The organism is Rubrobacter sp. M3-4, assembly GCF_059772285.1.
In genome coordinates, this window is record NZ_JCBAJP010000004.1 from 1 (window position 1) to 12848 (window position 12848).

Consider the following 12848-nt stretch of genomic DNA (forward strand, 5'->3'; position numbering starts at 1 on the left):
TAGAGGGGGCGCCTGAGAGAAACCACCCGGGGCGGGAACACACCCGCCCCTTCTTTTTGCCTTCGAGCGGTGATCTCTGGTCTTGAAAGCCTCCCGCGATGCTAGAATGCCGCTTGGTGGAAGGAATCGAGAACATAAGCAAACGCCGCCGCCGGGTACGCAGGCTCGGGGAGCCGCATCCGTGGGAGCCGCGCCACATGCGGCTCATGAACGCGCGCTTCGCGGAGGCCGTCGGAGATCCGGCCGGGGCGCGCAACATAACCCTCGGCGTCATAAAGCATCTGTGGCGCTCGCCCGTACCGTTCGTCGGGTTCTATCCACCCGAGGGTGTCCCGGTCACCGGGAATCGGCCTTACTCTCCGGCCCCGCCGCGTCTGATAGACGACGCCGAGTACCTCGCCGGGGTCGAGGAGCACAAGCGGTCCTTCGCCCGGCGGCTGCAGGAGACCATGGTCTGCGGCGGAGAGCTCTCCGGGTATTTCTGCGCCCCGACGGAGTCCGGCTGGACGATGACCCTCGATCTCGTAGAGCAGGTCCTCGACATCTACGACGCCAGAGGGGAGCACAGCCGGCACGAGCTCTCGGGGGACGTGGCGCCGTTCGTGTGGGCCTACCGCAACTGCGGGTTCTGCGTGATCTCGATCTACGACAAGGACATACAGGCCCTGCGAGACGACCTGCTCTTCTTCGCCAAGCGCGAAGGGGTGGAGCTCCGGTGGCGCACCAACGCCGCATGAGATCCTGGCGGTCCCGCGGCTTCAGGGTGACCGGGGCTTCCGTACAGGCTCACCCGAAGGCGGCTGACGGATGGGGGCTTCTCCACCCGCGAGGTCGTTTGCAGGGCGGTGAGAAGGTTGTATCAGGGAGCCCGGCCGACGTTCGAGGAGCAGACACCGGAGGCTCGGGGCGGCGGGTGGACGGCTTATGATCTAGAGCGAAGACGAAACCCCGGATGCCGACCCGTCGTATACTGAGGCTAGCATGAGCTATACATCCGCAGCAGAGCTCGGCCGGTGGCGAGAGAGGCTCAGGAGCCTCACCCTCGACAGGACGAAGCTGGAGGACGACGAACTCGTCGAGCGCACCCTCGCCGGTGACGTGCGCTCCTACGAAGAGCTGGTCCGGAGGTACGAGAGGCTGGTATGGAGGGTTCTCTACCCATACTCCAGGCGTGAGGTCTCGGCCGAAGACCTCGTGCAAGAGACCTTCCTGAGGGCCTACGACCGGCTGGAGTCCTTCAACCCCGAATACAGGTTCAAGACCTGGCTGCTCGCGATCGCCAACAACCTCGGCGTGGACACGCTGAGGAGGAGGAAGGACGTCGTAGAGTTCATCCCGGAGGTGCACTCGGCGCCCGAGGCGGAGGGCCCCGAGGACGAGGCCGTCGAGGCCGACCTCTCGCGCAGCATCCAGAGGATGGTCGTGGACCTTCCGGAGTCCTACAGCGTGCCGCTGATCCTGCGCTACGCCGAAGGTCTCAGCTACGCGGAGATCTCGGAGGTGCTCGGGATCTCGGTGCCGGCCGTCAAGAGCAGGCTTTTTCGGGCCCGCAACATGCTTGCGAGCAAACTGGAGGAGTCCGGGGAGGTCCTGTGAGGTGGCAGGAGAAGAGCTCCGGGTGCGACCCGGCGCGCATCTTCGAGCTCGTGGAGGGGTCGCTCGGTCCCGGGGAAGAACGGGAGGTGCGCGAGCACCTCGCGCGTTGCCGGGGGTGCCGGAAGCTCTACGAGCGGGAGGCGGGGCTGAGCGCGTTTCTTGGGAGCATGCGCCACTGCCCGCCTCCCGTGCAGAGGGGGACCATCAGCCGGGGGGTCGCGATGGCGCTCCCGACGCGGTCCGCGAAGGCGAGGGCCGCGTGGAGCACGCTGGCCGCCGTGCTGTTCGTCGCCGCGCTGCTCGACCTGGAGCGCACGGGGGGCTTCGAGCTGGTGGGAGCCCTCACCGGGGCGTTCAACGAGCTCTCCGGGCTCATCTCCGGGGTCGCGGAGGCCGTTCACACGGGCCTTTCGGTGGTCTCCTGGCCGCTTTTCGTCGTGCTTGGGGTCGGGACCTTCGTGGACGCCGTGATAGCGGTGGTCGTGCTGGCCTTCGTCCGCCGGTCGCGGCGGGCATGAGGACGGTTCCGGGCCTCTCTCTCCCAAGCCCTTTGCGCCTGCTGGCGCTCCTGGTCTTCGGCCTCTTCTTGCTGGCCCCCGCGCAGCCTGCCCGGGCCTGGGTGGACCGGGCGATCGGGGATGTGGTGGTACGCGACGGTCAGACCGTCGACTCTGCCACGACGGCCATAGGCGACATCACGGTCGAGCCCGGAGCCCACGTCCGCGGGAACGTGAGTTCCGGTATGGGCAACATACTCATAGAGGGACAGGTGGACGGCAGCGTGAACTCGGGTTCCGGGAACGTTCGCATACTCGCGCCGGTCGCCGGCGGGGTCAAGGCCGGCAACGGCAACGTCTACGTCAACGCCCCGGTGGGTGGTGATGTGGAAGTGGGGCACGGCAGCATCCACCACGGTCCACGAGCCTGGTTCGGGGGGAGCATCATATGCCGCAGCTGCAGCATGCCCGACGAGAGCCGTGACGTGAGCGCGAGCCCCGCCGTGACGGGCGTCGCCTTCCAGAGCGGTGGCGGGCTGAGGGACGCCGGGTCGGGAGCGGGGGGCGGAGCCGGTCTCGTCGGGTGGGGTCTCGGGACGCTCGCGTTCGTCGCCTGCAGCGTCCTGCTCGCCATGGTCCTGCCCCGGCCGCTCGCCTCCGCGGCCAGAAGCATAGAATGGTATCCGGGGAGGTCGCTGCTCGTCGGGGCGGCTTCGGTGCCGCTTTTCGTCGTGCTCGGGGTCGTGCTCGCCGTGTCGGTCGTCGGAGGGCCGGTGCTCGTCCTCCTGGTCCCGGCGTACTTCGGGCTCGCGCTCTTCGGTACGGTCGCCACCGCGTACTTTCTGGGGCGCAGGACGCTGTTCGCTACGGGGCGTTACAGGAGCGGGAACGCCGCGGCGGCGATCGTGGGGGCGCTGCTCGTCGCGGTCTCCGCGCTGGTACCGATCCTGGGGGCTCTCATACTCTGCGGGCTCGTGCTGCTCGGCCTCGGCGCCACGGTGCTGGCGGTCTTCTCCAGGGGAAGACGTTAGGGAAACACTTCCTTGACTTTCATCTTGCGCGGGAGTAGTTTCTTGACTGTTCATACAGGGCGGAGTACGGATCATCTACGATGGCCTGCACCAGCGTACGAAGAAAGGAGGCTTCAAGCTGACGGTATCCCCGGATAGGTTGGCAACCTCACAAGAAGAGGCTGGGGGGTCGCTACGGGGGATAAAGAGCCGCTCGCCGCGGGAGGAGGCGCTGCGGCGTTTTCTCGCCAGCAAGAGCGCCCTAGTGGGGCTCGCGATATTCCTGATCATGATACTCGTCGCGATCCTCGCGCCCGTGCTGGCCCGTTACAACCCCGACATCCAGTTCCGTAACGGCCTCACCGCCACGGGCAGCCCGCTCCCACCCTCCGGTAGGTTCTGGCTCGGCACCGATCCGCTCGGGCGCGACCTGTATTCCAGGCTCGTCTACGGGGCGCGCACCTCGATGGAGGTCGCGATCCTGGCTAACATAATCTCCACGATAATCGGCGTCGTGATAGGCGCGGTGGCCGGCTTCTTCGGCGGGATCGTGGACACGCTGCTCATGCGCTTCACGGACGTGATGATGAGCTTCCCGGTCTTGCTCTTCGCCGCCTTCCTATCGGTGGCGCTCAAGCCCGGGCTCAAGGTCGTCATCTTCGTCATCGGGTTCGTGAGCTGGTTCTACCTGGCCCGGATCGTGCGCGGCGAGATCCTCTCGGTGAAGAACCGCGACTACGTGGACGCGGCACGAAGTATCGGGGTGAGCCGGTTCCGGATCCTGATCCGGCACCTCCTGCCGCAGGTCTACGGGCAGATCATCGTCTACGTCACGCTCGGGTTCTCGACGACCGTCCTCTACGAGGCGATCCTCTCGTTCCTCGGCATCGGCGTGCAGCCGCCGACCCCGAGCTGGGGCAACCTGATAAGCGACGGTGATCAGTACCTCACCTCGGCCCCCTGGATAGCGGTCTTCCCCGGTATCGCGGTGGCGATCACGGTACTCGGGCTCAACCTGCTCGGCGACGGGCTCAGGGACGCGCTCGACCCCAGGAAGTAGTCTGGAGGAGTGTGCCGCCGGAGGGTCCGGCGGGAGGAGAACGAAGAAGGAGGAGAAGATGACCAGAAGAAAAGAAGAGGACGAGGCGAAGCCCTACACCTCCGGTGGACGGAGGAGGGTCAGCCGCCGCGACTTCCTCAAAGCGGGAGGAACGGGCCTAGCCGGGGCCGCCCTGCTCGGGGCCGCCGGGTGCGGCGGCGGACAGGGTGGCTCGAGCGGTGGCGGTGGCGGGAGCGCCAGCCGGCCGATACAGGTCACGACCCAGCAGGACATACCGCACACCGACCCGGCTCTGGCCTACGACACGCTGAGCTGGCCGGTGGTGCACGCGACCTTCGTGACGCTCATCACCTACAACCAGAGCGCGCAGGGGTTCGTGCCGTGGGCCGCGACCGAGGTGCCCAAGCCCGAGAACGGCGGGCACAAGTACGTCTTCAACATACGAAAGGGGATGAAGTTCACCAACGGCGAGCCGGTGAACGCGCAGGCGTTCAAGTACGCCATAGAGCGCATCCTCAACCCGAAGACCAAGAGCCCGGTCGCCGACTTCTACACCAACATCGTCGGCGGTGCGGCCTATCGCAAGAACCCCAAGGGGGACGTCAAGGGCATCAAGGTCCTCTCGCCCTACAAGATAGAGTTCGACCTCGAGAAGCCCGACCAGACGTTCCTGCAGACGATCGCGATCCCGCCGGCCTCGGCGGTGCCGCAGAAGGCCGTCGAGAAGGCTGGGCCGGACTTCGACACCCATCCGGTCGGGAGCGGGCCGTTCATGGTCAAGCAGTTCAGCCACGGCTCGAAGCTGATCCTGGTGAAGAACAAGGACTACAAGAACCCGACCAGCGCTCCGGAGACGACCGAGGCGAAGGCGGGCGAGATAGACATCACCATCGGGCTGAGCCCGACGACCGAGATCCAGCGGGTCGAGTCCGGGCAGGCCGACTACGCGCTCGACTTCCCCTCCGCGCAGTACAACCAGGTCAAGAACAACCCCAAGTACAAGAGCTACATAAAGAGCGCGGTCTCTAACACGCTCTGGTACATCTTCTACAACGTGCAGCAGAAGCCCTTCACCGACCCCAAGGTGCGCCTCGCCTTCCAGTACGCGATAGACAAGAAGCGCATAGCCCAGGTCCTGGCCGGCATGGTCGTGCCGACGAACCAGATCCTGCCGCCGCACATGCCGGGCTACGACCCGAGCATAAAGGGGTATCCGTACGACCCGGAGAAGGCGAAGTCGCTCCTGAAGGAGGCCGGCTACGGCAACGGTTTCCACATCGACTTCTGGGACCAGAACACCTCGGACGAGCCCAAGGTGGACCAGGTCATACAGAACAACCTGTCCCAGATAGGCGTGAAGATGACGCTGCACAGCATCTCGTTCAGCGAGTGGATCAGCAAGATCGAGTCCGGCAAGGCGCAGGCGGGCGTCGGCGCCTGGAGCCAGGACTTCCCGGATCCTTCGGACTTCCTGGACGTCCTGTTCAACTCCAAGCAGATACCGACCAACAACCAGTCGCACTACTCGAACAAGACGGTCGACAAAGAGCTGGCGCAGGCCCTGGTCGAGACGAACCACAAGAAGCGCCTGGAGATGTACCAGAAGATCCAGCGCCAGATCCTGGCGGACAACCCGATAGTGCCGCTCTACAACCAGAAGGCCATCTACTTCGTCAACCCGAAGCTCAAGGGGGCCGACATAAACCCGGTCTTCTACCAGGTCTACCAGCAGTGGTACCTGACGTGATCGGAGCTGCGGGGGCTTAGAGGATGGCTGCATACGCGCTGCGCAGGATAGCGTGGGTCGTCTTCACGCTGTTTCTGGTCTCGGTCATAACGTTCCTCATCGCGTTCGTCGTGCCGGTCAACCCGGCGCGGGTCGTCGCCGGGCCGAACGCCCCGCAGTCGGTGGTCAACAGCATCTACCACCAGCTCGGGCTGGACAAGCCGCTCTACGAGCAGTACCTGGGCTTCGTCGACCGGGCGATCCACGGCAACTTCGGCCGTTCCTATCGGACGCAGCAGGAGGTTCTGCCTACCATTTTGCAGCGGTTCCCCTACACGGCCGAGCTGGCCGTGGCCGGGGTGATAGTCGAGCTCGCGATAGGAGTCACTACCGGGATCATCGTCGCCGTCAAGCGGGGTTTCCTGGAGGGGATCTCCAACGTGCTGGTGCTGATCGGGCTGGCGGTCCCGCAGTTCTGGCTGGGGATTCTCCTGCTCTTCTTCCTGGCGTACAAGATCCCGATCTTCCCGCTCGGTGGCACGGGGGGCTTCAAGGCGCTCATCCTGCCGGCCCTCACCTTCGGGATCACGGGCGCGGCGTTCTACACCCGGATGACCCGGGCCGGGATGCTCGAGGTCCTGAACGAGGACTACATCCGCACCGCGAAGGCCAAGGGCCTCAGCCAGAGCGCCGTCATCCTCAAGCACGCGTTCCGCAACGCGATGCGGGTCGTGGTGACGATGTTCGGGATGGACCTGGGCTACGCCCTCGGCGGCCTGCTGGTCATAGAGGAGGTCTTCGGCTGGCCGGGGATAGGTACGCTCGCCTGGCAGGCGGTGCAGAACCAGGACATACCCATGATCATGGGTACGGTGCTCTTCGCGAGCTTCCTGATCGTCGCGGCGAACCTGGTCATAGACCTGCTCTACCCGCTCCTCGATCCGCGGGTGACGTACGACTGAGCTGTGGCTTCGGGAGAGGGGGCCGGGACTCCCGGCCCCCTTTTTCTTCTCGTTGGACGGTTGCGTCGGCTATACGGGTTGATCTGGCAGAGCTCCGCATTCCTCCGGGAGCATGGGGAAGATGATGGCGTTACCCGGGGATTTATCAGTAGCGGTGGATGCATCCTGTCCGGGATTTACGCCGGCTCTTGACCGCCGGTCCAATCCGGGGTTTCATGCGACCATGTCTGATATGGTGGCGGTGAGATCCATCGCCGTGCGCGCCTCTCCCTCAGGCGATGTCGAGATGGTCACGGAGGTCGTCTGCGGCGAGCGACTCGTGGTGCTCGGGGGGAGAGGTGGCTGGCTTCGCGTCGTGGTGCCGGAACATGCCTCTCACCTCGACCCGGGAGGATACCCGGGTTGGGTGGACGCGGGGGATGGGCTGGTGGAGAGAGGCGCGTGGGAGCCCGCTTTCGTGGTCGTGGGCGAGAATCGGGCCTGCCTGCCGCTCGGGGCGCTGATCGGAGAGGATGAGGGGAAGGCGGTGCTCCCGGACGGGAGGCCGGTGGAGGTCGAGGCCGGGGTCCTGCGGCGGGTCGGGGATCCGGTCGGGATCGGGGGCCACCATCTCTGTCTGCGGCTTCTCGGGCTGCCGTACCGATGGGGCGGCACCGACTCGACGCGCGGGATGGACTGCTCGGGGCTCGTGATGAGGGCAATGCAGCTGCGCGGCACCCGGATGCCGCGCGACGCGGAGGATCAGTTCGCGAGTGCACCCTTCAGGAGCGGGGAGAGCTGGGAACGGGCCCGCGTGGGGGACCTCGTCTTCTTCGGGGAGGAGATCACCCACGTCGGGTTCTACCTCGGCGATGGTTGCTACGTCTCGGCGAAGGGCGAGGACGGCGGGGTCTCGGTGCGAAGGGTTTCGGAGGATGGGTACGTCGGCTTCGCGCGTTACGGAGGGGGATGCGGTGAACCTGGGGCCGCTCGCTGATCTCGGCGTGGTTCCCGGGTGCAGGGTAGGGCTCTGTGCTCTCGGGTTGGAGGGGGAGCCGGCCGGTAAGAGCTTCGGTGTTCGGGAGGACGAGGCCTTCCGGAGCGCGAGCCTGATAAAGCTCTTCGTCCTGGCGGCGCTTCTCGCCGAGGTGGAGGGAGGCGTGGCGTCGCTCGAGGAGTCGCTCAGGGTCCGGGCGGAAGACCTCGTCGCGTATTCGCCGGAGGTCAGCACGCCGGGTGTCTTTACGGTCGGGGGGCTTGCGTGGGCCATGATCACCGCGAGCGACAACACGGCGGCCAACGTCCTGATCCGACGCCTCGGTGTAGATGCCGTCAACCACCTCGCCCGTTCCCTGGGCCTGCGGAACACCGTGCTCGCGCGGAAGATGATGGACGTACGTGCCGCAGGGCGCGGGGAAGAGAACCTGACCTCACCTCGCGACGTCGTGGAGCTCCTCTCCGCGGTGTGGCGCGGAGATCTCCTCTCCGGACGGCATCGCCGCCTCTTTCTGGAGATGCTCCGCCGGCAGCGCATCGAGCCCCCGCTCCCCGTGCGGCTGCCGGACGGGGCCATGCTGGCCCACAAGACCGGCGACCTCGAAGGGATGGCGGGTGATGCGGGGTTCGTGATCCTACCCGGGCACGCCTATGCTCTCTGCGTGATCGCGGAGGGTGACCCCGGGGCCGCCAGGGAGCCGGTGCGGAGCGCGACGGACGTGCTGGCGAGGGCTTTCTGCCTGCCGCTCGTCCGGTCGGGAACACGCATGCTTTGATGTCCGTGGGGGGTGACGGTGTTCCCACGTCGGTGTATTCGTATGATCTTGCTTCCTTGCGGGAGGGGTGTCAGATCTCGCTCTCCGGAGGCATGAGCCAAGGGATCGTCCATGGTTCCTTCAGGGGTCCGAACGTACTCGCGGCTCCGTCGTGGAATTTTCGTCCTTAGGGCCGAAGGATCGGCCGGGACTTTTCTGTAAACTTCTTACGGTACACGTTAACTTCTTACGGTACACGTTCGCAGGGTAGCAGGCTCAGAGGGGAGGTGACCGGATACCCATTACCCGTCTTCGGACGACGGTGCAGGTCTGTCGGCAAGGATATGCAGTGGCGGTACATCCCGGCCGGGATCTTTCAGGAGAGGGGGCACAAAAACTACAATCTCGATATCGGGGGACGAAAGCTGGCATAACGGGCAGAGGAGGAAAGTCGTGAACCATTCTCCGGGGAGAGCACCTCTCGTGGCCACCTTCTCCATCGTCGGGTACGATGCCCGTAGCGGTGAGCTTGGTGTCGCGGTGCAGTCCAAGTTCCTCGCCGTCGGGGCCGTGGTGCCGTGGGCGCGGGCCGGCGTCGGAGCCGTGGCGACCCAGGCGATGGCCAACACCACCTACGGTCCGCGGGGGCTGGAGATGATGTCCGAGGGGAAGAGCGCGCGGGAGACCATCGCCGAGCTGGTGGCCTCCGATCCCGAGAGCCCTCACCGGCAGGTGGGGATGGTGGATGCGACGGGGCAGAGCGCGACTTTCACCGGGGACGAATGTATGGAGTGGGCCGGCGGGGTCGCCGGGGAGGGGTTCGCCGCCCAGGGCAACATCCTCGTCGACGGCGAGACGGTAGAGGCTATGGCCGGCGCTTTCCAGGCTTCCGACGGCCCCCTGGCCGAGAGGTTGTTGTCGGCCCTACGAGCCGGCCAGGAGGCAGGAGGGGACCGGCGGGGCAGACAGTCGGCCGCCCTGCTCGTTGTGCGTGAGGGTGGGGGGTACGGCGGGTTCGACGACCGGGCGGTCGATCTGCGGGTCGACGACCATCCCGAGCCCATAGAGGAGCTCGCCCGGCTCTACGGGCTGCACCGGCTCTACTTCGGGAGGAGCTCTCAGGAGGACGTTCTCGCGATCGAAGGGGAGGTCCGGGATGAGGTGGTGCGCTGTCTCGCCCGGCTCGGTTACCTGCGAAGCGGAGAGGTCTCCGACGACGATCTCCACCGGGCGCTCGGGTCGTTCGTGCGCACCGAGAACTTCGAGGAACGTGAGCAGGAGGAAGGTTGCATAGACCGCGCCGTGCTCGGTTTCTTGCGGGAGCGGGCGAGCCTTGGTGCATAGAGGTTGCGTAATTTTCACGGGCCGATATACTGCGCTTGGTGAGAAGAAGCGCCGCCTCGTGCAGGCGCGGGGGAAAGGGTGTTCTACCAGAGAGGTCCGACCGTCGCAAGGATATCGATCTCGGTAGAAGGCCGGAGCCTGAACACCCGTTACGCAAGAGAGGAGGAGCACGTGAGGAGCAAGAGAAGCAAGGATACAAAACGGGAACCCGGCAGCGGTATCAGCCGCCGCGACTTCCTCAAGGTCGGGGGTGCCGGGCTAGCCGGGGTGACCGTACTAGGTGCCGCCGGATGCGGCGGCGGCGGGAACCAGGGAGGTTCCAGCGGCGGTGGCGGCACTGCCGGCGGTGGGCCGAAGAAGGGCACGAACAGCCAGCTGATAATCGGCTACGACCAGGAGCCGAACATCCTCAACAACTACGTGACCGGCGGTGACCTGCAGGCCACCCAGGACACTACCGTAGGCATCCTGCAGAGCCCGCTCAAGATCATGCCTGATCTGTCCTTCGCGCCCGAGCTCGCCGACGGGATGCCCAAGATCCTCAAGAAAGACCCGCTCACCATCGAGTACAAGCTCAAGGACGGGCTCACCTGGTCCGACGGCAAGCCCCTCACCAGCGAGGATGCGCGCTGGACCTTCGAGCAGGTGATGAACAAGAAGAACCACATCATCACCCGCTTCGGGTGGGACAAGATCTCCAAGTTCGAGACCCCGGACAAGCGTACCGTCAGGATGACCTTCAAGGAGCCCTTCGCCCCCTGGATGACGCTGCTCGGTGGTTCGGAGACCCAGATACTCCCGAAGCACATCTACCAGAACAAAGACTTCAACACCGCGCTCAACAACTCCATCGTCGGCAGCGGGCCCTACAAGTTCGACACCTGGAAGAAGGGCGAATACCTGAGCTGGGTGAGAAACGACAACTACTGGGGCAACAAGCCGGCCATAGAGAAGGTGACCTTCCGCTGGATACCGGACACCAATACGCTCATCAACTCGTTGCGCAACGGCGAGGTACAGTTCATAAACCCGCCCGTGGACATCGGGCTCCTGCAGAAGCTCAAGTCCATAAGCGGGACCAAGGTACAGAGCAAGGCCGGGACGGTCTGGGAGCACATAGCCTTCAACCTGGACAAAGTCCCCAACCTGGACCTGAGGAGGGCCATAGCATACGGGATCAACCGCAAACAGGTCATAGACAAGCTCCTCAAGGGACAGGTCAAGCCGCTGCAGAGCGTACTGGTCCCGGACCAGAAGCCGTACTATACGCCGGCCTGGCAGGAGTACACGCATGATCCGGCCAAGGCCAAGCAGTACGCTCAGAAGGCCAAGTCGGCCGGTGCGAACATGAACATCACCTTCTCGACCACGGCGGACAACACCCTGCGCGAGACGCTGCAGCAGATCGTGCAGCAGCAGCTCAAGGAGTACGGCATAAACATAAGCATAAAGAACACCGCCGCCGAGACGTTCTTCGGGCAGTGGACCCCGAAGGGCAACTTCGAGATGGGTGAGTGGGCCTGGCTCGCGAGCCCCGACCCCTCGATAACCACGCTCTTCTCGGCCGACCAGATCCCGCCGAACGGTCAGAACTACTACCGCTACAAGAACCAGCAGGTCACCAAGTGGCTGCACGAGTCGGACAAGACGGTGGACGTGAACCAGCGGGCTGCGCTGCTCAAGAAGGCGCAGGATCAGATGGCCAAAGACCTGCCGCTCATCCCGATGTATCAGCGGCCGGTCTACATCGCCTACGTGGACAACCTGCAGGGGCCACAGGTCAACCCGACGCTGGCCGGCGTCTTCTGGAACATCGGCGAATGGAAGTTCGTCTAGAGGAGCACGTTCAGGAGGGCCGGGCAGGTCGGCCCTCCTGTCCCCACGTTATTAGTGCCCGGGGATCGGGGCTGGTCCGGTCCGGGCATCTGGCGGGAGGTGTCATCTGAGGTGTATGCCTATGTGATAAGGAGGCTCCTCTTCGGGCTGGTCATACTGTTCCTGGCGAGCATCACCATCTTCTGGCTGGTGAGCCTCTCCGGGAACCCGCTGACGCAGCTCAAGCTCAGCAACCCGAGGATAAGCCCTCAGGATCTGCAGAGGATAAGCCACCAGTACGGTCTCGACAAACCGCTCGTGGTGCAGTACCTGATCTGGATCCGCGACATCGTGCTGCACGGCAACTTCGGGCTGAGCTTCAATCAGAACACCTCGGTCAACAACATCATCATCCCCAGGATCTGGCCCACCGTGCTGCTGTTGGGCTCGGCGCTCGTCGTCTCCGCCCTGATAGGGATACCCTTCGGGATCTACTCCGCGATAAGGCGCTACAGCACCTTCGACAAGGTGGGGACGTTCTTCACCTTCGTCGGCTACAGCATGCCGGACTTCTGGCTCGGGCTCATCCTGCAGCTCCTCCTCGGGGTCTACCTCGCCAAGTGGGCCGGGACGCACATCTTCGCCATCTCGGGGATACACAGCCCGGGACAGAGCGGCTTCATAGACCTTCTGCAACATCTGGCGTTGCCGGTGATCACGCTCTCGGTGATTCAGATAGCCAACTACAGCCGCTTCCAGCGCAGCGCGATGCTCGACGTGCTCGACTCGGACTACCTGAGGACCGCGCGGGCCAAAGGGCTCCGGGCGAGATCGGTCTACCTCAAGCACGCCCTGAGGAACGCGCTCATCCCGACGGTGACGATCCTGGCGCTCAACATAGCGTACATCGCCGGCGGGGCGCCCATCGCGGAGACGATTTTCTCCTGGCCGGGGCTCGGGTTTCTTCTGGTCGACTCGATCTACAAGGGCGACTACAACGTGGCGCGGGCGCTCTTGCTCATCTTCGCGGTGCTCGTGGTGCTCTTCAACCTGATCGCGGACATAGTCTACGCGGTGGTCGACCCGCGGGTGAGCTACAGCTGAAGGG

At 64.9% G+C, this 12848-nt stretch carries 12 protein-coding genes; all 12 read left to right on the forward strand.

The genetic code is table 11. From position 1 onward, the window contains the following. The first annotated feature begins 116 nt into the window (after positions 1 to 116). The 12 genes from AC6EKW_RS05500 (at position 117) to AC6EKW_RS05555 (ending at position 12844) form a co-directional block, all read left to right on the forward strand. The gene (locus tag AC6EKW_RS05500) at positions 117 to 737 is read left to right on the forward strand and encodes a hypothetical protein (RefSeq protein ID WP_498513881.1); all 621 of its coding nucleotides are present in this window, start codon (positions 117 to 119) and stop codon (positions 735 to 737) included. Between the two features lie 244 nt (positions 738 to 981). After that, positions 982 to 1596: an RNA polymerase sigma factor gene (locus AC6EKW_RS05505; RefSeq protein WP_273888341.1), complete on the forward strand. Its 615-nt coding sequence runs from the start codon at positions 982 to 984 to the stop codon at positions 1594 to 1596. Further along, positions 1593 to 2114 carry an anti-sigma factor family protein gene (locus AC6EKW_RS05510; protein WP_273888342.1) on the forward strand — a complete coding sequence of 174 codons (522 nt, stop codon included), beginning with the start codon at positions 1593 to 1595 and terminating at the stop codon, positions 2112 to 2114. Before AC6EKW_RS05505 ends, AC6EKW_RS05510 begins: the two co-directional genes overlap by 4 nt. A 32-nt stretch (positions 2115 to 2146) precedes the next feature. Next, positions 2147 to 3124 (forward strand): bactofilin family protein, encoded by a 978-nt coding sequence (locus AC6EKW_RS05515; RefSeq protein WP_498513882.1) that lies wholly within the window; start codon positions 2147 to 2149, stop codon positions 3122 to 3124. A gap of 139 nt (positions 3125 to 3263) precedes the next feature. Beyond that, positions 3264 to 4163 (forward strand): ABC transporter permease, encoded by a 900-nt coding sequence (locus AC6EKW_RS05520; RefSeq protein ID WP_273888344.1) that lies wholly within the window; start codon positions 3264 to 3266, stop codon positions 4161 to 4163. Between the two features lie 58 nt (positions 4164 to 4221). Then, positions 4222 to 5910 (forward strand): ABC transporter substrate-binding protein, encoded by a 1689-nt coding sequence (locus AC6EKW_RS05525; protein WP_273888345.1) that lies wholly within the window; start codon positions 4222 to 4224, stop codon positions 5908 to 5910. A gap of 23 nt (positions 5911 to 5933) precedes the next feature. Then, positions 5934 to 6851: an ABC transporter permease gene (locus tag AC6EKW_RS05530; protein ID WP_273888346.1), complete on the forward strand. Its 918-nt coding sequence runs from the start codon at positions 5934 to 5936 to the stop codon at positions 6849 to 6851. 223 nt (positions 6852 to 7074) lie between these two features. Next, positions 7075 to 7827 carry a C40 family peptidase gene (locus tag AC6EKW_RS05535; RefSeq protein ID WP_273888347.1) on the forward strand — a complete coding sequence of 251 codons (753 nt, stop codon included), beginning with the start codon at positions 7075 to 7077 and terminating at the stop codon, positions 7825 to 7827. Beyond that, complete coding sequence (locus AC6EKW_RS05540; protein WP_273888348.1) at positions 7805 to 8602, forward strand: serine hydrolase; 798 nt, start codon at positions 7805 to 7807, stop codon at positions 8600 to 8602. The genes AC6EKW_RS05535 and AC6EKW_RS05540 overlap by 23 nt, the downstream gene beginning before the upstream one ends. A 462-nt stretch (positions 8603 to 9064) precedes the next feature. Continuing rightward, on the forward strand, positions 9065 to 9925 hold the full coding sequence (locus AC6EKW_RS05545; protein WP_498513883.1) for a DUF1028 domain-containing protein: 861 nt from the start codon (positions 9065 to 9067) through the stop codon (positions 9923 to 9925). A 171-nt stretch (positions 9926 to 10096) separates the two neighbouring features. Then, complete coding sequence (locus tag AC6EKW_RS05550) at positions 10097 to 11761, forward strand: peptide ABC transporter substrate-binding protein (protein ID WP_273888350.1); 1665 nt, start codon at positions 10097 to 10099, stop codon at positions 11759 to 11761. 111 nt (positions 11762 to 11872) lie between these two features. Beyond that, the gene (locus tag AC6EKW_RS05555; protein WP_498513884.1) at positions 11873 to 12844 is read left to right on the forward strand and encodes an ABC transporter permease; all 972 of its coding nucleotides are present in this window, start codon (positions 11873 to 11875) and stop codon (positions 12842 to 12844) included. The last annotated feature ends 4 nt before the right edge of the window (positions 12845 to 12848 follow it).